This is a genomic window from Metabacillus rhizolycopersici, assembly GCF_020075705.1.
In genome coordinates this window covers 1-21,402 of record NZ_JAIQUM010000050.1, presented here as the reverse complement: position 1 = coordinate 21,402, position 21,402 = coordinate 1, and the positions used below count along the sequence as shown (strand labels likewise).

Annotated in this window: 24 protein-coding genes and 2 pseudogenes; 11 read left to right on the top strand and 15 right to left on the bottom strand. The window is 36.5% G+C overall.

Annotation, left to right across the window (positions count from 1 at the left end):
- Positions 1 to 103 precede the first annotated feature (103 nt).
- The gene (gene acnA, locus K9V48_RS18855) at positions 104 to 2,830 is read right to left on the bottom strand and encodes an aconitate hydratase AcnA (protein ID WP_224140716.1); all 2,727 of its coding nucleotides are present in this window, start codon (positions 2,828 to 2,830) and stop codon (positions 104 to 106) included.
- A gap of 406 nt (positions 2,831 to 3,236) precedes the next feature.
- Here acnA and sspO point away from each other — a divergent pair, with 406 nt between their 5' ends.
- Positions 3,237 to 3,386 carry a small acid-soluble spore protein SspO gene (sspO, locus tag K9V48_RS18850; RefSeq protein WP_224140715.1) on the top strand — a complete coding sequence of 50 codons (150 nt, stop codon included), beginning with the start codon at positions 3,237 to 3,239 and terminating at the stop codon, positions 3,384 to 3,386.
- Between the two features lie 214 nt (positions 3,387 to 3,600).
- Here the strand turns inward: sspO and K9V48_RS18845 are convergent, their stop codons facing one another.
- Positions 3,601 to 3,864: a hypothetical protein gene (locus K9V48_RS18845; protein WP_224140714.1), complete on the bottom strand. Its 264-nt coding sequence runs from the start codon at positions 3,862 to 3,864 to the stop codon at positions 3,601 to 3,603.
- 135 nt (positions 3,865 to 3,999) lie between these two features.
- Here K9V48_RS18845 and K9V48_RS18840 point away from each other — a divergent pair, with 135 nt between their 5' ends.
- Entirely contained in the window at positions 4,000 to 4,146 is a 147-nt protein-coding gene (locus tag K9V48_RS18840; protein ID WP_111614627.1) for a small acid-soluble spore protein P, read from the top strand.
- Positions 4,147 to 4,552: 406 nt separating this feature from the next.
- The gene (locus tag K9V48_RS18835; RefSeq protein ID WP_224140713.1) at positions 4,553 to 4,960 is read left to right on the top strand and encodes an Hsp20/alpha crystallin family protein; all 408 of its coding nucleotides are present in this window, start codon (positions 4,553 to 4,555) and stop codon (positions 4,958 to 4,960) included.
- A 288-nt stretch (positions 4,961 to 5,248) separates the two neighbouring features.
- Here K9V48_RS18835 and K9V48_RS18830 read toward each other — a convergent pair whose 3' ends face one another.
- Positions 5,249 to 5,464 carry a DUF7336 domain-containing protein gene (locus K9V48_RS18830; RefSeq protein WP_224140712.1) on the bottom strand — a complete coding sequence of 72 codons (216 nt, stop codon included), beginning with the start codon at positions 5,462 to 5,464 and terminating at the stop codon, positions 5,249 to 5,251.
- A gap of 272 nt (positions 5,465 to 5,736) precedes the next feature.
- Here K9V48_RS18830 and K9V48_RS18825 point away from each other — a divergent pair, with 272 nt between their 5' ends.
- From K9V48_RS18825 to K9V48_RS18805, 5 genes are all read left to right on the top strand, one after another.
- Positions 5,737 to 6,312, top strand: a complete 576-nt coding sequence (locus K9V48_RS18825; RefSeq protein WP_224140711.1) for a biotin transporter BioY — start codon at positions 5,737 to 5,739, stop codon at positions 6,310 to 6,312.
- A gap of 129 nt (positions 6,313 to 6,441) precedes the next feature.
- On the top strand, positions 6,442 to 7,905 hold the full coding sequence (locus K9V48_RS18820) for an AMP-binding protein (RefSeq protein ID WP_224140710.1): 1,464 nt from the start codon (positions 6,442 to 6,444) through the stop codon (positions 7,903 to 7,905).
- Positions 7,902 to 8,999, top strand: a complete 1,098-nt coding sequence (locus K9V48_RS18815; RefSeq protein ID WP_224140709.1) for an acetyl-CoA C-acyltransferase — start codon at positions 7,902 to 7,904, stop codon at positions 8,997 to 8,999. Before K9V48_RS18820 ends, K9V48_RS18815 begins: the two co-directional genes overlap by 4 nt.
- Entirely contained in the window at positions 8,996 to 9,400 is a 405-nt protein-coding gene (locus K9V48_RS18810) for an FAS1-like dehydratase domain-containing protein (RefSeq protein WP_224140708.1), read from the top strand. Before K9V48_RS18815 ends, K9V48_RS18810 begins: the two co-directional genes overlap by 4 nt.
- Entirely contained in the window at positions 9,387 to 9,746 is a 360-nt protein-coding gene (locus K9V48_RS18805; RefSeq protein WP_224140707.1) for a MaoC/PaaZ C-terminal domain-containing protein, read from the top strand. The genes K9V48_RS18810 and K9V48_RS18805 overlap by 14 nt, the downstream gene beginning before the upstream one ends.
- A 465-nt stretch (positions 9,747 to 10,211) precedes the next feature.
- Here the strand turns inward: K9V48_RS18805 and K9V48_RS18800 are convergent, their stop codons facing one another.
- Complete coding sequence (locus K9V48_RS18800) at positions 10,212 to 10,577, bottom strand: EAL domain-containing protein (RefSeq protein ID WP_224140706.1); 366 nt, start codon at positions 10,575 to 10,577, stop codon at positions 10,212 to 10,214.
- On the opposite strand from K9V48_RS18800, the gene K9V48_RS29715 reads away from it, so the two are divergent.
- Positions 10,484 to 10,837, top strand: a complete 354-nt coding sequence (locus tag K9V48_RS29715; protein WP_368858300.1) for a UPF0715 family protein — start codon at positions 10,484 to 10,486, stop codon at positions 10,835 to 10,837. The genes K9V48_RS18800 and K9V48_RS29715 overlap by 94 nt on opposite strands.
- A gap of 73 nt (positions 10,838 to 10,910) precedes the next feature.
- Here K9V48_RS29715 and K9V48_RS18790 read toward each other — a convergent pair whose 3' ends face one another.
- Positions 10,911 to 12,182, bottom strand: a complete 1,272-nt coding sequence (locus tag K9V48_RS18790) for an MFS transporter (RefSeq protein WP_224140704.1) — start codon at positions 12,180 to 12,182, stop codon at positions 10,911 to 10,913.
- A 285-nt stretch (positions 12,183 to 12,467) separates the two neighbouring features.
- The gene (locus tag K9V48_RS18785; RefSeq protein WP_224140703.1) at positions 12,468 to 13,250 is read right to left on the bottom strand and encodes a PhzF family phenazine biosynthesis protein; all 783 of its coding nucleotides are present in this window, start codon (positions 13,248 to 13,250) and stop codon (positions 12,468 to 12,470) included.
- 110 nt (positions 13,251 to 13,360) lie between these two features.
- Here K9V48_RS18785 and pdxR point away from each other — a divergent pair, with 110 nt between their 5' ends.
- Positions 13,361 to 14,839, top strand: a complete 1,479-nt coding sequence (gene pdxR, locus K9V48_RS18780; RefSeq protein ID WP_224140702.1) for a MocR-like pyridoxine biosynthesis transcription factor PdxR — start codon at positions 13,361 to 13,363, stop codon at positions 14,837 to 14,839.
- 383 nt (positions 14,840 to 15,222) lie between these two features.
- Here pdxR and K9V48_RS18775 read toward each other — a convergent pair.
- The 6 genes and pseudogenes from K9V48_RS18775 to panB form a co-directional block, all read right to left on the bottom strand.
- Positions 15,223 to 15,600: pseudogene (locus tag K9V48_RS18775) on the bottom strand (hotdog domain-containing protein).
- Between the two features lie 63 nt (positions 15,601 to 15,663).
- On the bottom strand, positions 15,664 to 15,966 hold the full coding sequence (locus tag K9V48_RS18770) for an MBL fold metallo-hydrolase (protein WP_224140701.1): 303 nt from the start codon (positions 15,964 to 15,966) through the stop codon (positions 15,664 to 15,666).
- The gene (locus K9V48_RS18765) at positions 15,911 to 16,114 is read right to left on the bottom strand and encodes an MBL fold metallo-hydrolase (RefSeq protein WP_224140736.1); all 204 of its coding nucleotides are present in this window, start codon (positions 16,112 to 16,114) and stop codon (positions 15,911 to 15,913) included. Before K9V48_RS18765 ends, K9V48_RS18770 begins: the two co-directional genes overlap by 56 nt.
- 84 nt (positions 16,115 to 16,198) lie before the next feature.
- Entirely contained in the window at positions 16,199 to 16,978 is a 780-nt protein-coding gene (locus K9V48_RS18760; protein ID WP_224140700.1) for an AraC family transcriptional regulator, read from the bottom strand.
- Positions 16,979 to 17,003: 25 nt separating this feature from the next.
- The gene (locus K9V48_RS18755; RefSeq protein ID WP_224140699.1) at positions 17,004 to 17,579 is read right to left on the bottom strand and encodes a LysE family translocator; all 576 of its coding nucleotides are present in this window, start codon (positions 17,577 to 17,579) and stop codon (positions 17,004 to 17,006) included.
- Between the two features lie 399 nt (positions 17,580 to 17,978).
- On the bottom strand, positions 17,979 to 18,815 hold the full coding sequence (gene panB / locus K9V48_RS18745) for a 3-methyl-2-oxobutanoate hydroxymethyltransferase (protein ID WP_224140697.1): 837 nt from the start codon (positions 18,813 to 18,815) through the stop codon (positions 17,979 to 17,981).
- Between the two features lie 320 nt (positions 18,816 to 19,135).
- Here panB and K9V48_RS18740 point away from each other — a divergent pair.
- Positions 19,136 to 19,441 (top strand): annotated as a pseudogene (locus tag K9V48_RS18740) (tyrosine-type recombinase/integrase); the annotation flags it as partial.
- Positions 19,442 to 19,535: 94 nt separating this feature from the next.
- On the opposite strand, the gene K9V48_RS18735 reads toward K9V48_RS18740, so the two are convergent.
- From K9V48_RS18735 to K9V48_RS18725, 3 genes are all read right to left on the bottom strand, one after another.
- Positions 19,536 to 20,708 carry an MFS transporter gene (locus tag K9V48_RS18735; RefSeq protein ID WP_224140696.1) on the bottom strand — a complete coding sequence of 391 codons (1,173 nt, stop codon included), beginning with the start codon at positions 20,706 to 20,708 and terminating at the stop codon, positions 19,536 to 19,538.
- Positions 20,709 to 20,733: 25 nt separating this feature from the next.
- Positions 20,734 to 21,120, bottom strand: coding sequence for a MerR family transcriptional regulator (locus tag K9V48_RS18730; RefSeq protein ID WP_224140695.1), 387 nt, complete (start codon positions 21,118 to 21,120; stop codon positions 20,734 to 20,736).
- Positions 21,121 to 21,211: 91 nt separating this feature from the next.
- On the bottom strand, positions 21,212 to 21,402 hold a 191-nt coding region (locus K9V48_RS18725), incomplete at its 5' end, for a hypothetical protein (RefSeq protein WP_263432883.1).

The window sequence follows — 21,402 nt, the reverse complement described above, 5'->3', positions numbered from 1 at the left end:
CCCAATCTCAAACGATTCAGCTTAATTTAATAGATAGTTAAAATAGGCTGTCGAGAATATCTCGACAGCCTAAAGAGCTTATATCCGTTCCTAGTAGAGTTGCTTAGCCTTTAAGTTTGTCACGTAAGACCATTTGAAGAATTCCACCATGTCGGTAGTAATCAATTTCTACTTCACTGTCGAAACGAACCAATACTTCAAATTCTTTTTTGTTTCCAGATTCATCAGTTGCAGTAACTTTTACAAAATCACGTGGCTTAACTGTTTCGTCAACGGAAACTTCAATTGATTCTTTACCTGTAAGTCCTAGAACATCTGCATTTTCTCCAGCTTTAAATTGAAGCGGAAGAACACCCATAAGTACTAAGTTACTACGGTGAATACGCTCAAAGCTTTCAGCGATAACTGTTTTGATACCTAGAAGGTTTGTCCCTTTAGCAGCCCAGTCACGAGAACTTCCCATACCGTAATCATTACCTGCTAATACAACAAGACCAGTACCATCTTGTTTGTAATCCATACATGCATCATAGATTGATTTTACTTCACCAGTTGGCCAGTAAGTAGTATAACCACCTTCTGTACCTGGAGCAATTTGGTTTTTAATACGAATGTTTGCAAACGTTCCTCTCATCATAACCTCATGGTTACCACGACGAGAACCGTATGAATTAAACTCTCTAGGTGTTACACCATTATCTTGTAGGTAGCGACCTGCAGGTGTGTCTTTACCAATTGCACCAGCTGGTGAAATGTGGTCAGTCGTAACAGAATCACCAAATTTTGCTACCACACGTAAACCTTTTAACGCTTCTACTTTACCAGGTTCAGCTTCTAAACCTTCAAAGAATGGAGGGTTTTGAATGTATGTTGATGAATCATCCCATACATATAACGCTTCATCAGTTGTTTCGATTTCATTCCAACGTGCGTTATCATCAAATACTTGCTCATATTCTTTTCTGAATAGCTCAGGAGTAACAGTTTTGTTAACAACTTCGTTAATTTCGTCTGTTCCCGGCCAGATATCTTTAAAGAATATTTCTTTTCCGTTTTTGTCTTTACCTAAGGCATCACGTTGTAAATCAATATCAACTGTACCAGCCAGTGCATAAGCCACAACAAGAGGTGGAGATGCTAAGTAGTTACCTTTAACTAATGGGTGAATACGCCCTTCAAAGTTACGGTTACCTGATAAGACAGATGTTACTAATAAATCGTTGGCTGCGATTGCTTCTTCGATTTCATCAGCAAGCGGACCTGAGTTACCGATACAAGTAGTACATCCATATCCAACTAGATTAAAGCCTAGTTTTTCTAAGTGTGGTAAAAGACCAGAGTTTTCTAAGTATGCTGTTACAACTTTTGAACCAGGTGCTAACGATGTTTTTACGTATTTAGGAACTTCAAGTCCTAATTCAGCTGCTTTTTTCGCAACTAAACCTGCAGCAACTAGTACGTATGGGTTTGATGTATTTGTACAGCTAGTAATTGCTGCAATTGCAATCGAACCCGTTTTCATGTTCGTTTCTTCACCATTATTGAATTTAACAGTAATTTCTTTATTAATTTCAGTTGCGTCTAAACCGAAACCTTGGTTTCCAGCTGGAGCAACTAAATGTTTATGGAAGGTATCCTTCATCATTGATAATGGAATTAAATCTTGTGGACGTTTTGGACCAGAAAGATTTGCTTCGATTTCAGATAAGTCAATTTCTACAACCTTCGTAAAAATTGGATCCTCATTTTCAGGAGTGAAGAATAAACCGTTCGCTTTACAATATTCGCCAACAACTTTAATTTGTTCTTCATCACGACCAGTTAAACGCATGTAATTAAGCGCTTCTTCATCAACTGGGAAGAATCCACAGGTTGCGCCGTACTCAGGTGCCATGTTTGCAATTGTCGCACGGTCTGCAAGTGGAAGCTCGGCAACACCTGGACCAAAGAACTCAACAAATTTACCAACAACACCTTGTTGACGTAATACTTGTGTTACTTTTAATGCTAAGTCGGTAGCAGTTGTACCATTTGGAAGCTCACCAGTTAATTTCACACCAATTACTTCAGGTACTGGGAAGTAGGAAGGTTGTCCTAACATACCAGCTTCTGCTTCAATTCCACCAACACCCCAACCAAGAACACCGATACCGTTGATCATTGTTGTATGTGAGTCTGTACCAACTAATGAATCTGGGAATGCTTCAAATTCACCATTTTCACTTTCAATCGCATGAACAACGTTTGCTAAATACTCTAAGTTTACTTGGTGAACGATACCTGTAGCAGGTGGAACCGCGCGGTAGTTATCAAATGATTTTTTCGCCCAGCTTAGGAATTTATAACGCTCTGCATTACGTTTGAATTCAAGATCCATGTTGAATTGTAATGAATCTTGAGTACCTGCTCTGTCAACCTGTACTGAGTGGTCAATAACAAGGTCAACTGGAATTTCTGGATTGATTTTATCAGGATCCCCACCTAAATCAGCCATTGCTTTACGTAGAGAAGCTAAATCAACGACAGCTGGAACTCCTGTGAAGTCTTGTAAAATTACACGAGATGGTTTAAATGGAACGTCGATATCCTGTTGCTTGTTTGTTCCCCATTTTGCTAAGTTTTCAACATGTTCTTTTGTAATAACTCTGCCGTCTACTTGGCGTAAAACAGATTCTAATAGAACCTTTACTGAGTATGGTAAACGTGATACGTTACCAATTCCGGCATCTTCCAATACTTGTAATGAATAGTAATTGTACGTCTTTCCATTAACACTGAAGCTTTTACGTGCTTGGAAAGCATCTTTTTTTGTTGTTATTTGATTAGTCATTTACTTCTTTCCCCCTTATTAAGATCAAGATCAACTCTTGTCGAAGGATCGTACCCCAATTTAATAAATTTCGGACAATTCAATTTTAATACAACTAGTAACATAAGTAAATAACAATGATGTTATTGATATGTATAAGTTTACCTTATGAAAGCGCACTAGTTTTACTTTTTTACTATACCAAATTTTTAACGAATTAGCAGTAATTGTTTAAAAAATTTGAAGATTTATGGACGATTATTTAATCGTTTTACATAGTCCGTTTGGAAATTAATCAAGAGACGAAACCAATTCATATAATACCATATTTTTATTTAGTTGATACAAGCTTCTAGCTTCAGTTTTATCTTCTGTATTCATTTCTGGATTTTGAGACAAGCTATATCCATGGGGGTGAAGGAATCTTATGACGAAACGAAAAGCAAATCATGTGAGATTGGGTATGAATGATGCAAGTGCTCAAGGTACTGGAGCGGGTTACAATGAAGAACTTCAAAATGAACCTTTATCAGCTGCACAACGACAAAATAATAAGAAACGTAAAAAAAATCAATAATGATTGTTACTTCAGAACAAAAGCGGAAGCGCCTTGATCAGCCTAAGGCAGGCATAGACGCGCATGAATAGGCGTTCTTTGCCTTCAATTCATGCGCGTCTTATGACCCCGAGGTCTAGGCGCTACAGCTGGATGTCGAGTGCTTATCCACAGTACAAGAATTTTATAGTATGCTAAACGACGATAAAAAACGACGGAGTCTCCGTCGTTTTCCTTATTCGCTTGACTCGTTTACATCATTTACGATCTTTTGAAGGTCGCGTTGATATTGTTCAAGTCGGTGTCTTTGTGTTTCCGATGCGTTTTCAAGTGCATTATTAATTTGCTGATATGCCTCATTTACTTCTTCTTTTAAATGCTTTAGCTGTAAGCCGTAATCAGCTCCACTTTTATCGATATTTTCATACAAATGAAAGGCTTCATTCGTTCCTTGCTGTGCTGCTTGAAATGATTGTTGCTTGTCTTTATGATATGGCATAATTCGATTTCGCTCCTTTCTAAAGCAAAGATTAAACCATGTGTTAGTATGTCAGATAATCGAAAAAAATATTCATCGGTAAATAAGAATGTTTTTAGAAATTTAACTCATTCTATATGTAGAGGAGGGATAATGATGACGAACAAAAACACAGGCAAAGATATGCGAAAAAACGCACCTAAGGGGGATAATCCGGGACAGCCAGAACCTCTAGATGGATCGAAAAAAGTAAAAAATGCAAATCATACTCGACAAAAGCATAATGCTGGGCATGACATGTAAGTCCAAGGAATGGGATGACCCCCATTCCTTTTTATTTGTTTCGGAAACTATAAAATTCTTATACTGTGGATAAGCGCACGACATCCAGCGTAAGCGTCCGGCCCCGAAGCACAGGACGTGCAAGTGCAGTCAATGCGACAAGACGTCGCGTTCTTGACTGCATCTTGGGTCTACAGCCAATCAGGAATTGAAGGTAAAAAACACCTTCTATTCCTAATCGTCTTATTTGCCCGAGGTTAATCAAGATGCTTCCGCTTTTGTTCTTTGTCGAAAAAAGCAGCAAATTAAATTTCTCTATAGGGAAGATTCCTAACACAATAAATGTAAACGTGCATATTTTATTATTTAGAGGGGCATCTAACATTATTGATTAAAAGGAGTTTCAGTACTATGGAGGTCATTACAAATGAATATTAAAAAGTGTTCAAACCCAATGAATATTAATGGCATTGAAGAATGGATGGCACAATTTTTTATCGATCCATTCACGAGCTTACTGGATGAACACACGTTTAGGGTTGACTTATTTGAAACCAGTGAAGATTTTATTATTGAAGCTGAGCTTGGAGAAAAGAAAAAGAAAAAAGATATCCAAATCACTGCTTCTAATGAAAAGATTACAATTTCAATTCGACCTGACTCAAGTAAAAAAAGCGAGAAAATTTCGGAGAATATAACTAGAACGATTACCCTCCCTTATGATATTGAAAAAAAAGAGATCATTGCCAGCTTGAATAATGGAATATTGGAAATAAACATATCTAAATATAATCAAATTACGAAAAAGCGAAAATTCATTCAGATTGATTGCTAAAAATGGTAAAAGAATAAATTCATGAAACTAAATCTTTCTTTCTGATTTAACCGAATTGGATAATATAGAAAAATTGACAGCTTAAATAGCTGTCATGTTTATTCTTCAACAATATATTTTGATTGATGTGTTTGTACTTGGATTGAAATTGGTTTAAGATCACTGTTCCCACATTGGATACAAGATTCTTTCTCATCATTAAGAAGCATACATTTGGAGCAATAATATTTTTCCATGAAACAATACCCCTTTTTCTCATAATATGTTGAAAAAGGGGTATTGCCTCAATTAATTTACAATATGTTCATAACTATTATGATAAATCTTATCGATTTCATCGATTTTATAAATGAAGAATTCATGATTTGAATCATCATCTAAACGATGGATCTCCTTGTATTCGGCCATTGCCTTTTTTGCCTTCTCTTTTGTCGTATATATACCAAGTATATTTGAACTTTCCCCACATTCTGCACAACCAAGATCTAAAACTACATAATACATGTTTTCACCTTCTAACATAGCTGTTTTATTACAATTTTAGCACGTTTAAAGCTCATAATTCCATTTCAACAAACTCCTTTTATTATTATTTGAACTACATATAATTGATTTGTAAACTATTTTTAAATATTAAATTAATTTAATATTTTTTATGCTATATAAATTAATTTCACACCATATGTTAACCTAAAATTATTTTCGTTGACATTTATTGTTGTTCAGCTTTAAAATAACGTCAATGAAACTATTAAATGTAAGTGGAGGAAAATTCTATGAAAATCAAGGAAATTACGTACGTTGCATTATTTGCTGCTTTTATGGGTGCATTGGGTCTTCTACCTCCAATTATGCTATCGTTTACGCCGGTTCCGATTACTCTTCAAACATTAGGTGTTCTACTTGCCGGAGGAGTACTAGGAGCTAGACTTGGGGCATGGAGTATGCTTGTATTTTTGATGCTTGTAGCTGCCGGTATGCCGCTTTTATCTGGTGGTCGCGGAGGTATCGGTGTTTTTGTTGGACCGAGTGCCGGTTATTTGTTTTCTTACCCTATTGTTGCTTTTTGTGTCGGGTATATGTTATCACTCTTTCGTACTCTATCTTTAAAACATATTCTAATGACAAATATGACATTAGGAATCTTCTTGATTTATCTTTTTGGTATACCTGTTCAAGCTTTCATTTTGAACATACCTTTAATTGAAACAATAAAGGTGAGCTTAGTTTATCTTCCTGGAGATGTGCTGAAGGCTGTTTTAGCTTCCGTTTTAGTCTATAGATTAAAAAAGCATCCTGTTTTTTATCCCGCATTAACGGGCAGTAATACCCCCACCTCTAAGCTTAAGTGAACTGCCCGTAAAAGCCCGATAAGTCTCGCTAACCATCAGTGGGGAAAAAGCCCCCCACTGATGGAAGTCTTGCTTTATCAAAATAATGCGAAATCACTTTGATGTACCATTTTTGAAAGGAGAATCTATATGGGCATTACGTCAACTTATGCAGAACATGCCAAGAATACCCCTAACAAAATAGCTATTCAGACATATAACCAAAAATTAAACTACCTTGAATGGCACGAACAAGTAGGAAAAACAGCCAAGTGGTTTCATTCTCTTCCGTCTACAAATAAAACAATCGGAATCTATCTGCCAAACGGAATCCCTTTTCTCCAACTTTTTGCAGGGGCTTCCGCTGCTGGCTGGGTGGCTGTTCCCTTCGACCTAAAATGGAAGGAGACAGAACTACACAATCGAATAAATCTATCCTCCCCTTCGCTGTTGATTACAACGCAGGATATGTATCAGAAGCTCCGTAAAATTTATCCAAATGTCATGCTTTGGGAGGATTGCCTGAAAAAAATAAAACAAGAATGTTTTACAGAAAGTGGCATGATTGATGGGGACCTCCCTTTTTATATGGGGTTTACCTCTGGTTCAACAGGCAATCCTAAAGCGTTCATTCGATCTCATACTTCATGGGTGGAGAGTTTCCAATGCAATCGTGTTGATCTCCAAATCGAAGAATTCGACCACGTACTCATTCCAGGAACCATGATCCATTCCCATTTTTTATATGGAGCAATTAGCACCTTATTTTTAGGAGGAACCGTGTATGTTTTAGAAAAATTCTCCCCCACCCAGACATTATCATTCATGCATACATATCCTATTTCGGTCGTATATCTCGTCCCTACTATGATTGAAGCGTTACTAAAGGAAGATGATTTAATCGAAAAACCGGTAAAAATGGTTTCATCTGGTGCAAAATGGGAAGATGATTCGAAACGTCGAATGCGGAAAAAATTTCCTTATTTATCTTTGTACGAGTTATTTGGGGCTAGCGAGTTGAGTTTTATTACGGTATTAACTGATCAGCAGCACAAACAAAAGCCAGAATCTGTTGGAAAGCCGTGTCTCAATGTAGACATACAAATACGCTGTTCCAACCAGCAACTAGCAAAGCCTAATGAAATTGGTAAAATATATGTTAAAAGTAACATGATGTTTATGGGATACTTACATGCTAATCATCAAACTCTCCAATCTATTGAAGACGAAAATGGGTGGATTACGGTTCACGACATGGGATACCTTGATGAGGATGGATATTTATATATCTCTGGGCGCGAAAATCAGATGATTTTATACGGAGGAATTAATATTTTCCCAGAAGAGATTGAAACTGTATTATCCTCACACAAAAATGTAAATATGGTAGCTGTGGTCGGGATCGTTGATTCTTATTGGGGGCAGATGATAACAGCAGTTGTAAAAGGAAGTGCTAGTAAAAAGGAGCTTAGAGGTTTATGTAGGAAAAAATTAGCATCGTATAAAGTCCCAAGAAAGTGGTATTTCGTAGAAGAGATGCCACTGATGTCAAGTGGCAAAATAGACCGCGTTCAAATTAAGGAAATGATTGAAAGAAAGTTGGTACGTTTATGATGAAAGCTGTCATTGTCCAGGCTAAGCGAACCCCACTTGGAAAGAAAAATGGGATGCTTCGTGAATTTCATCCACATGAGCTAGCGGCCCCTCTTCTCAAGCATCTAGCGCATAGTGTTGAGCATCAAATAGATGATGTCATCCTTGGAAATGTAGTCGGTCCTGGAGGTAATGTAGCTCGGCTCTCTGCTTTAGAAGCAGAACTTCCTCTTTCTGTCACAGGTTTAACCATTGATCGGCAATGCAGCGCAGGACTTGAGGCCATTCGAATTGCGTGTTACCTTGTTCAAGCAGGTGCGGGCCGCTGCTACATTGCAGGTGGTGTTGAAAGTACAAGCACATCCCCTTATCCATCAAGGGCACAATTTTCTCCAGGTAAGATAGGTGATCCTGATATGGGAATTGCCGCTGAATATGTGGCCAAGAAATATCACATTTCAAGAGAAAGACAGGATGAATATGCCCTATTAAGTTATCGACGTAGTAGGACTGCTCAGCAAAAAGGGATTTACGAACAAGAGATCCTTGCTCTTGAGCACTTTAGCAAAGATGAAGAATTACTTAAGGAACGTAACATGGAGAAACTCTTGAAGAGAGCAAGTTCAACTTTTGTAAAAGAGATTGGAACTGTTACAGCAGCAAATAGTTGTGGCATTCATGATGGTGCAAGTGCAGCATTGATTATGGCGGAGTCAACAGCTATTAAGCTTGGTTTTCAACCTGTTTTACGCTTTATCGATAGCCAAGTGTCTGGTATACACCCTTTTTATCCTGGAATTGCCCCTGTATCTGCCATTAGTGAATTATTACATAGAAATCAGTTAAAAATGGAAGATATTGATCTCATTGAAATTAATGAAGCCTTTGCATCCAAAATTGTCGCATGTTCACAAGAACTTGGGATTCCGTACGAAAAACTGAATGTTCATGGCGGTGCTCTTGCAATTGGACATCCATACGGAGCCTCTGGTGGAGTCTTAGTCACAAGGCTGTTTTACGAAGTACAAAGAAGACATGGAATAAAATTCGTTCTGGCTGCAATCGGCAGTGCTGGAGGGATTGGGGTTGCCATGTTATTTGAGGTGTTAAAATGAAAACAAATGCTTATCCCCTCTTATTTAAAGAAGCCGATGTTCAACAATTTGTTCGAGCAGTAGGTGATCAAAATCCGATATATCTTAGTTTGACAGGAGCACATATGTATGGATACAAAACGATCCCTCTCCCTCCTACTATGCCGATGATTGCCTATAAGCTGATCGAAACTCCTTGGAAACTACAGCATCCCATTATCCATAGGAAACAACAATGCGAGTCTCATCACGTGATGTATATCAACCAGCCATATCAAGGTTTCATTATCTTAAAGGATCAATTCCGGCGTCACAACTTGACATTTATCAATCAAACTCTTCAAATCTATGATAGCAGTGGGATCCTCTGTTTTTCAGGAACATCTCATTTGATAGCAGGTGATCTATTTGAAAACAATTAGCTTTCAAGTAACAGAACGAGATATAGTAGAATATGCGAATGTATCTGGAGATTTTAACCCAATCCACTTAGATGAAAAGCATGCACAACAACAAGGCTTCGAAAGTAAAATCGCTCATGGCATGTTAACGATGGCAAAAGTTTGGAGTATCCTTTCAAACGAATTACTATCCCCAGAGATTTTGCCATTAAAGTATGACCTATCTTTCTTGAACCCTGTTTATGTAGGAGATCATGTTACTCTTCAAATTACCAAAAGGGAAAATAAAATCCAATTAGAAGGAAAATCCGCAAACAAGACAATAATAAAAGGGGCGATTGTCTTGCAAAATGCTATGATAGATTAACACACGATGGGCTATTACTACCAAATCTATAAATCTTTTAATCATGGCTGGGGACAATCTCAGGCGCAGATTGTAATGTTTCTAAAAGACGTTTATAACCTAAACAACGTTTATCAATATCCGCTGGAGTCCCATTGATTTGGGATTTCAGCCAATTAAGTAAGGCAAAATTATATACCCAAGATAAATCATCCTTTTGCAAGATAGGATGATTTTTTTGAAGGTTAAGTAAAGTATTATGTTAATCTAAAAGTAGTATTCAATTAAGTAAACTTCCTTACTTCAAACTTATATAGATTTCTTAGTTAAACAAGATTACCCTATTTAAAGAATTATTTTTCAAAAAAGCCATTCATCCCCCACTTATCCGCTATCTCGTCTTGAGGATTCTGGTCTTCTGGCTCCAAATGATAAACTTACACAAATCTAATTGGCTATGGGCTATCCCCTCTTTTATCTTTTAATTTAACTAAACTCATTTTGTGGTAATAATTTATATAACTCTGCACCTGATAAAGGGCGGCAAAATAAAAATCCCTGCCCTTCGTAACAGCGCAACTGCGAAAGAAAATATAACTGATCCTCCGTCTCGATTCCTTCGGCGATCACATTAACACTTAAATGGGAAGCCATATCAATAATCGTTTTAACAATAACTCCATTATCTTTTTGAATTTCTTCGACAAATGATCGATCAATTTTTAAGCTATCAATAGGAAAGTCTCTTAAATAAGCTAATGATGAATACCCCGTTCCAAAATCATCTATTGATAGGCGCACGCCCAGTTTTTTTAGTGGATTTATCTTATTTCTCTTTTTTCGGTATTGCAATATACTCTTTAATTTCCTTTTTTATTTATCTAGTCATTGGATTACCTATACAATTTAAACTAAACCAAAAACCTAAAAAATTTAATATTATTTATCTCATAATCTATGGATTTTGGTCTGCAATTGTAACAGCAATTTTCACTAAATTTTATGGATATGAAAACCCCTTCGCATCATCAACTTTTTATATTATGACCACTTCATCCACTGTAATATTTTGGATATTCGACTCGATCTTTCTGCAAAGTAAAACTTCATAATCCATTTCATTTAAGGTTAGCGTCAGGAAAATGCAGATTTACAACGCTAAGGAAGTTTCAACCCATTAAAAATTTAGGTTTCGAGTGATTGATTCACTTCAACTTTTAAGTTCTCTTTTTTTATCACTATTACAAATAGGCTTGCGATCAAACAAAACAATCCTGCCAGAACAAATGCCCAGGAGTAGGAGTTGAAGATATTATATATGATCCCTGCTCCACCTGCAGCCACAGCTGAACCTAATTGGTGAGCTGCAAAGATCCAGCCATATACGACTACACTTTTTTCGATTCCAAAGATTTGCCTTGAAATGTTAACAGTTGGAGGTACAGTAGCAATCCAATCTAATCCGTAAAACACAGAAAAAATAATAAGCAGAGTAAAAGAACCTTCGGAAAGGGCAAAGGGTAAAAACACAAGAGAGGCTCCTCTTAAACTATAATACCAAAACAATAACCAACGATTATCAAACCGATCAGATAACCATCCAGAAAGAGTTGTACCTATTAAATCAAAGACCCCCATCAAAGAAAGCATCGAAGCTGCGGTCACAGCAGCAAAACCAAATCCTATACAGTAAGAAATAAAATGAGTACCGATTAATCCACTAGTCGAAAGTCCGCAAATAAAAAAGCTACCTGCCAGTAACCAAAATCCCTTCACTTTTACCGCTTCAAATAAAGTGTAAAACGCTATAAAGATGGGGTTTTTCTTTTCGACTATTTGACTAACATCTGATTCTTCTTTAAGTCCGTATGGAAGAATTCCTATTTCTTTGGGTGAGTTTTTCATAAATAATAGTATGATTAACAACATAATGAAGCTAAGGATAAGGATAAGACCTATTGCCCATTTCCACGAATATGTTTCTACGATAAATGCTAGTAACGGGAGAAGTACTAACTGTCCAGTTGCTGTACTCGCCGTTAAAATACCAAGTACCAGTCCTCTTCTTTTTTCAAACCATCGATTCGCAATATATGGGCTTAATACGGTTAAGAACAACCCCGAACCTAAGCCGATAATAATTCCCCAAATCAAAAATAATTGCCAAGGTTTAACCATTAAAAAGGTGAGCAGAATGCCAATCAATAGCGTTGTCATTGCTAAAATCATCATTTTCTTTAAACCTAATACCTCTATTAGAGTAGCCATAAAGGGACCAGAAATTCCATATAGAAGAAGACTAATCGCAAAGGCGAATGAGATTGTTGAGCGTTCCCATCCGAAATCATTTTCAAAAGGCACTATGAACACTCCTGATGAGGATCGTATAATACCTGCTATAATAATAGAGAAAAAAGCTATTAATAAAATAATCCAACTATAATGAATACGTCTCAAGTCTTCACCCCGTTGTGAATAAAATAATTAAAATAAAAACTGTACAAAAACCATGTAATAATCGTGCCCTTACAATACTAAGCAATGCGTCCTTCTTCCAAAATTGCAAACAAGTCACCACAAAACACCGTACTCTTTGGATTGCAAGAGCACTCCATATATCATTCCCAAGACCGTAACACTTTTCAGCATTGAAATAGTGTATGGAAAGCGACATAAAATGCCGCTTTTAATTCTTCCATTCTACTTGTTGTTTTCGTTTCGTTATATTTTAAATTTTCCATATCAACAATCGAAATTGATATCTGCAATGGAATATAAAACTGCAGTTCCGCCGATTGTTACTCTGTCACCAACTAATTTGCAGTATAATGTTCCACCGCGCTTGGAAAGCTGTCTTGCCACCATTTCATCCTTTCCTAGACGTTTAGACCAGAAAGGGATGAAATTACAATGTGCAGAACCACACACAGGATCTTCGTTTACATTTAATTTAGGGAAAAAGCATCTGGAAACAAAATCGTACTTTTCACTTTTGGATGTGATTAAAACTCCCAAACCATCCGGTAATTTTTCCAGTTTAGAAAAATCAGGAGAGGCATTTAGAACTTCCTCTTCCTTTTCTAGTACAAACATTAAATCTCTGCCTAAATAGGTTTCAATGGGTTTTATACCAAGAGCCTCAACCATTTGCTCTGTTAACGTAAATTCTTCAGGCATCCTGCTAGGAAAATCCATTTCGTAAAGTTCATCTTTTTTCAGCACAACTAGTTCTCCGCTCATTGTCTGAAACTTTATTCTCTCTACATTGTTTTCATAATAATTGGAAATGACGTAAGCTGTTGCCAAAGTAGCATGCCCACAGAGGTCAATCTCTCCACCCGGAGTAAACCATCTTAAACGATATCCCTCTTCCTCTTTAACAGCAAACGCTGTTTCAGAAAGATTATTTTCGGCAGCAATGTTTTGCATAGTATCATCTGGTAACCATTCCTCCATAATACATACTCCAGCTGGATTACCTTCAAAAACTCTTTCTGCGAACGCATCGACTACAAAATACTTCATAATTCTTTATCCCTCCATGTGTTATAATGTAATTATTAGAATATCAGTATTTTATACATTATCTTGTATAACACTCAACACAGTAATATAACACTTAAAGGAGTTAAACCATGCAAATCGACATTCAACGAAATGTTGAAATTTCACTATCCAAGCAAATATACCAATCAATTATTGATCGGATTCGTTCAGGACTCTTACAAGAAGGGGTACAATTACCTTCAGTCCGTGATTTATCGAAACAACTTGGAGTAAGTTTGGTTACAGTAGTAAAAGCGTACCAAGAGTTGGAAAAAGAGGGTTTTATCACTTCTATCCAAGGAAGAGGAACGTTTGTAAAAGTTAAAAAAAGTGAGGAAGTAGATAAAAAAGAGGAGACTCTTTCTTACGATTGGCAGCTATCTGTCCAAGATTATCTACCTAGATCTCAGTTTGCCCGTTTTCATCTTGTCCCTGAAAAAATTCACCTTTCATCTTCTATGATTGATCCAGGACTTCTTCCTAATCGATTTTTAGAGCAAGAGGTTCATAAAATGCTTTCCAATAACCCAAGAATTTTATCTCAATATGGAGAAATCCAAGGAGATGCAGAACTTAGAAATGCAATGCATGAGTATTTAAAAGGATTTGAAGTTCCCACTACACCTGAGAATATATTAGTTACGAGTGGTTCACAACAAGGAATCGATCTTGTAGCACGCACATTCGTAGGACCAGGGGATGTGGTTGTGATGGAAGCTCCTACCTATCCTGGTGCTATTGATGTTTTTCGTGGAAGAGGGGCTACAATCCTTACCGTTCCTGTTGATAAGGATGGAATGCGAGTAGATATACTTCAAAATTTATGTGATAAACATAAACCCAAAATCATATATACAATTCCTACTTTTCATAATCCAACAGGTTCTGTTATGACGTTAAAACGTCGTAGACAGCTTCTTGATATAGCTCAAAGTATCCAAAGTATTATTATAGAGGACGATCCATGTAGTGAGATTTACTTTGATAAAAAACCACCCGCTTCCATTAAAAGTATGGATCATCACGGTCATGTCATTTACTTAAAAGGGTTAAGCAAAACACTTGCGCCAGGTTGTAGGATTGGAATAGTAGCTGCTACAGGCTCCATATTTAACCGTTTATTGGCAGCCAAAGCAAATACTGACTTGGGAAGTCCCTTACTCACACAAAAATCCATTTTGCCATTTATCAATTCTAAAAGAATGCTGGATCATTTGAAAAAATTGAGAACGGCTTTAAGGATCCGACGCGATTTGGTTCTTGAATTACTTTCTCAACATTCGCCTGATGGAGTTTCGTGGGTAATCCCGCAGGGTGGATTAAACCTATGGATCAGTCTTCCCTCTTGGCTAGATAGTAATCACGTTCTATTAGAAGCAAAAAAACAACAACTAACATTCTTACCAGGTTCAGCATGTTTCCTAGTAGAGCAGGAAAATAATCACTTAAGAGTAAGTTATTCTTATATGAACGAGCTATTATTACATCAGGGAATTACAATATTATGTAACATTTTACATTCAGAAATTTCATCAAAAAAAGCGAGTGGAAGCTCACCATATTTTTGATTTTGAAGTTCATAGTGATATAAGTAAAGCCTGAATCCACTTTGTTTATGAGAAGTAGATTTAGGCTTTTTTAATTTGCGAATCCATATTTTCCTTTCGCTCTAACTTATTCAACTAACCTGCGCCGTTAGCGAAATAAGAAAAGGGATCCTCCATTATTGAAGCATCGCTACCCTTTAGCCATCCATGAAGCGAAAAAATCAGCGCTTCACCACAGAGAATGAAAGTTGGATTAATGTGGATATAATAATATTGGCGACATAGGGTTTTTATTTTAAGGCACAGCTTAAAAAAATTGACAATGCTGGGTCTACTTTAGCATTGTCATTTTTAGGCTTTGTATAGAATTAACTTTCATGGTAGTTGAAGAAAGTATAAAAAATTTAAAGTGTTTCACCTGAAAAATCCCCTTTTAATACTTCTTTTTCATTCTGATTTTTACATAAAAAGGATGCAATAATAGCTGTTCTATTATTTTCCTGCCTTTCGTATTTTTCAATTTAAACTTCACAAATTATTGTATCTCCCGTAAACACAGGTCTTAAAAACTCAAAATTCATAGTACGAGCCAGTACGTTATTATCTCCACCCACTTTTGTTGGTAAAGTTGCCGTTAATAATCCTTGAACTACAAGTCTTCCCTGTTCATCTCGGGTTATATGATAAATCCCTTCATCATCAGAAATCTCTGTAAATAATTCAACATCCCTTACGGTAAAAGTCCGTTCAAATGTAATTATATCTCCTACTTTTAATGACATAGAAATCTCCCCCTGAAGGTTTTATACTGTATGTTAAATAATAATCTCAATATTACAACACTATCAACCGATATTTAACTTTCCTGATTTCGTTAGTGAAAAAGCGTCTCTGCTTGCAGAACGCAGCCCGTTAATATGCCCTAACGTATGTCCCGGTGTATACAAGACTTTCAAGGTTCTACTTCCTGTATGTATTATCTCATCGTTATCTGAGAGCTTTATATCGACTCGATAAGATTCTACAGACTGATCTAACCATTCTGCACTACAGGCTTCAGGGTCACAAGAATTAATTAAATCGGCGTCCCATTTATAAGCAGCAATCGTAACACCATAATTTTTTTTGTAGATGATAGTTGCCTCCAACATGGTCACTATGATAGTTCGTGTTTACAATAAGGTGTAACTCTTCGGGAGAAACGCCTGCTTCTTTAATTAATTGCTCTGTCTCTTTCGCATCACTCCCAAAACCAGTATTAATAAGAATCGGGAGCTGATCCTTAATAAGGATCATGTCTGCACTTGGAAATTTTCTTTCAAAGAAAATAATACTAGATTTTTTGGATAAGCTTTTCCTCCTAAAATTCAAAACTCCTCCTCAATTTATATGTGACATATATTCAAATGCTGTTGTTCCATATACGCTTTTAAAGTGTTTATTCAAATGGGTTAAATCAACAAAACCACATTCAGCTACTGCCGAATATATATCTCCATTTTTTTCTATTAACTGCTTTGCACGTTCTATCTTACAGTTTAGAAAGTATTGGTATGGTGAAATTCCAGTATGAGCCTTAAATAATCTTATAAACTGGAACTTCGATAAATTAAGCTCTTTACATATCTCGTCAAGTTTAAGTACATTTTCTAAGTTGGTATGAAGTATATCCTTTGCTTTTCTAATTAGAGCGTTATCTTTCTTATAGTCTGTAGAAAGATTCGTATGAATGAGACTATCTGTGAGGGATAAAAGTAATTCATTGCACAAAGCCTCATCTCTTTCGCTTAATATCGCATTAGAAAGACTTACTATTCTTTGTTGAAGTCTATAATCATACACAATAGGGGTCGAAAAACGTACTATATCCTTTTTCTCCATAACCTCTAAAAGCAATTGCGGCTCAATATATAACATAACATAATCAAGTCCTGCCTCATGATCCTTTGCCATTCCGTCATGTGCCTGTTCTGGATTAAAAAGCATAACACCATTTTGATAGGATAATTGTAAACTGCCATCCAGGTTATATTGTTGAATACCACGCAATGTTACCCCTATTGCATACTCCTTGTGAGAGTGCTTTTTATATGTAAAATCAGTAATACTTGCTGACAACGCAGTAATACCTGCCGATTTTTTATAGATAAATTTGTCCATTTAATTCACCTCTTAATTAGCTTACCTACATCCATATCATTATTGCAGCATAAACTAAAAACAATGCCATCAATACATTCACAATCTTTTTATGCTGCTGTAAAAACTCCTTGAAGATCGTACCGAAAAGTACCCATGTAACAAATGCTAAAAATCCAATAACAGTTATAGCTATAACACTTATTGTAACCGCAGGTATTGAGACATAGTAGGGCATAATATAGGTAGGAATTACAGTCATTGTAAATACTACCACCTTTGGATTTAAAAACTGCGTAAGAAAGCCTGACATAAACGTACCTGTTTGGTTTACAGATGGTTTTGATGAATCCATTTTGTAAATTTGATAAGCGAGATACAACATATAAAAGCTTCCGAATATCTGCATAATAATTAAAATTTTGGGTATTATCGTAACAAGTATAGTATTCAACATAGCAGAAATAGCAAGTAATAAACCAAAAGCAATAGTTGCTCCGTACGTATATTCTATTGCCTTTTTTGTCCCAGAATTATTCACTGTGGATAATATGACGATATTAGTAGGTCCTGGTGTAAAAGTAACAATAAAACAGTAAAAGACAAAAGATGTAATATTCATGAGGAAAGCTCCTTTCAAGTTATTCTCATAGAATTATACATCTTGAAATTAAATGGCTTATAGTATATTATTGCAGGATTATTCTATAAAGCTAACTCTACAAATTTTGGGTACCAATAAGTTATATTTTATTGTGTAGCACAAAATAAAAGACGGGTTTTATTAAGGGTCCTGACTGCAAAACGCGTATATTATCCACTGGAAATTTACTGGTAGAAAAAACCTATTTTCCTTACGCTAAGCAGGAAACCAATGTCCTTTTATGTCTGTAGTGAACGAAGTGAAGGAGAAGCTGATGCTGTCCCTTTCCGGATAGAATGTGCCAGCCAGAGCACAACTTCATAATTCTCCTGAATGACTTTTATGTGAATCTTACCTTTTAGCAAGTTGTAATCACATTCATTGCTTGCCTCCATAAAGTCCTTTCAGTTCCTCTTCCTTCATCGTAAAAGAATGTTTTTCTTCAGGAAAACGTTTATTCTTCACATCAGCAGTATAAGCTTGAATTGATTCCAATATAAACGGATTCAATGAATGGTATTGTTTGACAAACTTAGGGACCCGCTCAACACCATAGCCTAAAATATCATGATAGACGAGAACCTGGGCATCCACATCCAATCCAGCACCGATTCCAATCACCGGAATGGAAAGGACTTTGGTTACTTCTTCTGCAAGTTGTCTTGGAACACATTCCAAAAGAATCGCAAATGCCCCTGCCGCTTCACATTTCTTAGCATCTTCCAGCAATTTTTTAGCGGCTGATGCATCTTTTCCCTGCACCTTATATCCGCCTAAAACTCCGACCGATTGTGGTGTCAGCCCAAGGTGGGAGCATACGGGAATTCCTGCCCTTGTCAGGGCGGCGATATGTTCGATGACTTCATTAGCACCTTCCAGCTTCACAGCATGGGTACCGGCTTCTTGAATTAATCTCCCGGCATTGGTTAATGTATCTCTAACAGATAAATGATAGGTTAAAAAAGGCATATCCGTAATGATAAATGTATCTTTTGCCCCTCGTTTAACAGCTTTCGTGTGATGAATCATGTCTTCGAGTGTAACCGGGATTGTTGAATCGTAACCCAGAACCACCATTCCAAGCGAATCACCAACCAAAATGACGTCAACGCCACCCTGTTCTGCAAGTTTTGCAGAAGGATAGTCATAGGCTGTTAACATGACAATCTTTTCATTGCTTTGCTTCATTTTCAAGAAATCTGTAGTTTGTTTCATCATATTCCCTCCTTTAATTTCGGGAGAGGTTAAACAATTCGAAGAGCAAATAAAAAGATCCTTCTGAAGGCAGATGATCTAAAATACTCTATTACATGTTCCATCCCTCTGTCCCTGTCCGGCAATCGGATCTAGGCAGAAACCTTTTATTTTATGTAAGTTGCCATTAAGGTACAGTTCCCGCAGATACTGCCCAAGCAAATTATACATCTTAAAATTAAATGGCTTATAGTATATTATTGCAGGATTATATAAAGCTTCTGTAAAGTTAACTCTACAAATTTAGCCTTAAATTAATAATCCTATTCTATTGAACTAACCTGCAACGATACTTAGATCTTCGACAGGATAAAGATCCAGCGATTTTTGTCACCAAACGGAACCCACATAAAATGAGTATTGCCCAGATGCGGTACATTATAAAACGAATTTCAAATCGTGCAAGGATCAACAAAGAAATACATCCACACCAACTATGCCACAGTTATGCCACACACCTATTGAACAACGGAGCTCCTATCGATGTTATTCAAAGTTTACTAGGTCACGAAAAGAGCGAAACCACAAGGGTTTATGCCCAGTTAAGTGGAAATCTTAGAAGAGAATTTTACAGAAAATACTTTTAGAAAAATAAGAAAAAAAGCAACGGATTTTCCGCTGCTTTTTTACACTATTGCACCCTAGTTTAAGTACAAATGTTCACAAACTTACCTTTACTTCTTAGCTAGCAAGTTGTTTTGTTGTAGGACTGTACATGTAGTTTCTTAGTAAAATGGATACCAAACTCATTATTAAGAATAGTAATCCCCCTAATACGATATATTGAGTACCCAGTCCTGATATAAATAATCCACCTACTGCGGTTCCAATCGTTATCCCTAAGTTACCGCATGATAGAAACAATCCATTAGCGAAATCAGGAGCTTCTGGAGCAGCAGATGTAATCCAATATTGACTAACATTATTTCCTATAGCAAATAAGATTCCCCATAACAAAATCGTTATCATCATAGGTCCGGTGGACTTACTCGTTACGAACGACAATAAATGAACTATTCCTAATACAATTGGAAAAGCTATTGCAGTTTTCATGGCATTTCTCATAAGTAACCTACCACCTACAAGGTTTCCAATTAGACTTGCTAAACCTAATACAAATAATGCCAAAGTTAAGATATTCCCTGATAAATTCGTAATGGTTTCAAGATATTCTGCAATGAAAGTACTAATACTTGAAGTTGCAGAACCTATAAATATGACAGTTACAACAGCTAACCAAGTAATTGGTTTTTTTAATACAACTACTTGAGATCCATAAGACAGTCTTTCTTTTACAGGCATAGATGGAATAAATACCAATGTAGCTATGAATGCAACCGCATTAACGAAGGCAAAGAATAACATCGCCATTTCTAAAGAAGTTGCACTTGCAACATAATTAGTAATTGGCACACCAAGTATCATACCTGCGGTTACTCCTAAAATCACTTTAGAAACAGCTTTTGGAGCTTCTTCCTTGCTAACGGAAGTAGCAGCTACTGTCAAAGCCAATGCACAATAAATCGGATGAAAAAAGGCTGGAATCACACGAGCAATTAGCAAGACAGTAAAGTTTGATGCAAATACTGAGACAATGTTACCTATAACGAAAATGCCAAGCACAAGTAGCATTACCTTCTTACGATTTATTCCTGAAAACAATAACGGCATAATCGGGCCGGAAATTGCAACAGCAAGTGCAAAGAGACTCACTAGAAGCCCTGCTTTGGATACACTGATTTGAAAGTGGTCAGCAATTAAAGGTAATATCCCAATTACCCCCATTTCAGTAGTTAGGATACCGAAAACGCCTACGGTCAAAATAAATATAAGCAAATTATTCTGTTTGGTCATAATTTGTATCTCCTCTCTTCATTCTTTAATCGTCTGTTCCCATCAGTTTTTTTTCATTCGGTACTACAGATTGTTCATAACTCTCAATTTTTCCATTCAAAAGCTCTAAGATTTTCTGTTGTTCATTAATTCTTTCCACTAACTGGTTTCGTTGTTTAATTAACAGTTCCTTTCTTGATTGCATCGTCTTATCTCCTTGATGAACCATTTCTACGTACTCCAACAACAGCTCTATAGACATCCCTGCGTCACGCATAAACAAAATAACTTGAATCCATCGACAGTCCTGTTCTGTGTATTCCCTTATCCCACTTTTGTTACGGTTTATAGTGGGAATTAGACCTATTCGTTCATAATAACGTAGGGTATCAGGTGAGATACCAAATTTTTCACTTACTTCTGAAATCATCATAATAATGTCCTCCTTCACTATCGAAATCATAACAACTGGAGTGAACTCCAGGTCAAGGGTATTTATAAATTTTTTCGATTTAAATTCTTCTTCAACTATCCGGCACCTTTAGTTGAAGAAGATCTCCAAAAATCAGATGAATATTGTATGCAAACCTAGTTAAGTCGGGTAAGCGAGGGGCATCACTGCCCCTAACTCCCCTAAGAACCGTACGTGACAGTTTCCCATCATACGGCTCAAGCCTTCTTTTTGTCCAAACAACTCTTTTATCTAACGCAAGGT

Coding starts and splice junctions, on each gene's coding strand:
- acnA (WP_224140716.1), bottom strand. CDS start 2,830: ATGACTAATCAAATAACAACAAAAAAAGATGCTTTCCAAGCACGTAAA.
- sspO (WP_224140715.1), top strand. CDS start 3,237: ATGACGAAACGAAAAGCAAATCATGTGAGATTGGGTATGAATGATGCA.
- K9V48_RS18845 (WP_224140714.1), bottom strand. CDS start 3,864: ATGCCATATCATAAAGACAAGCAACAATCATTTCAAGCAGCACAGCAA.
- K9V48_RS18840 (WP_111614627.1), top strand. CDS start 4,000: ATGACGAACAAAAACACAGGCAAAGATATGCGAAAAAACGCACCTAAG.
- K9V48_RS18835 (WP_224140713.1), top strand. CDS start 4,553: ATGAATATTAAAAAGTGTTCAAACCCAATGAATATTAATGGCATTGAA.
- K9V48_RS18830 (WP_224140712.1), bottom strand. CDS start 5,464: ATGTATTATGTAGTTTTAGATCTTGGTTGTGCAGAATGTGGGGAAAGT.
- K9V48_RS18825 (WP_224140711.1), top strand. CDS start 5,737: ATGAAAATCAAGGAAATTACGTACGTTGCATTATTTGCTGCTTTTATG.
- K9V48_RS18820 (WP_224140710.1), top strand. CDS start 6,442: ATGGGCATTACGTCAACTTATGCAGAACATGCCAAGAATACCCCTAAC.
- K9V48_RS18815 (WP_224140709.1), top strand. CDS start 7,902: ATGATGAAAGCTGTCATTGTCCAGGCTAAGCGAACCCCACTTGGAAAG.
- K9V48_RS18810 (WP_224140708.1), top strand. CDS start 8,996: ATGAAAACAAATGCTTATCCCCTCTTATTTAAAGAAGCCGATGTTCAA.
- K9V48_RS29715 (WP_368858300.1), top strand. CDS start 10,484: ATGATGAATACCCCGTTCCAAAATCATCTATTGATAGGCGCACGCCCA.
- K9V48_RS18785 (WP_224140703.1), bottom strand. CDS start 13,250: ATGAAGTATTTTGTAGTCGATGCGTTCGCAGAAAGAGTTTTTGAAGGT.
- pdxR (WP_224140702.1), top strand. CDS start 13,361: ATGCAAATCGACATTCAACGAAATGTTGAAATTTCACTATCCAAGCAA.
- K9V48_RS18765 (WP_224140736.1), bottom strand. CDS start 16,114: ATGATCCTTATTAAGGATCAGCTCCCGATTCTTATTAATACTGGTTTT.
- K9V48_RS18760 (WP_224140700.1), bottom strand. CDS start 16,978: ATGGACAAATTTATCTATAAAAAATCGGCAGGTATTACTGCGTTGTCA.
- K9V48_RS18755 (WP_224140699.1), bottom strand. CDS start 17,579: ATGAATATTACATCTTTTGTCTTTTACTGTTTTATTGTTACTTTTACA.
- panB (WP_224140697.1), bottom strand. CDS start 18,815: ATGAAACAAACTACAGATTTCTTGAAAATGAAGCAAAGCAATGAAAAG.
- K9V48_RS18735 (WP_224140696.1), bottom strand. CDS start 20,708: ATGACCAAACAGAATAATTTGCTTATATTTATTTTGACCGTAGGCGTT.
- K9V48_RS18730 (WP_224140695.1), bottom strand. CDS start 21,120: ATGATGATTTCAGAAGTAAGTGAAAAATTTGGTATCTCACCTGATACC.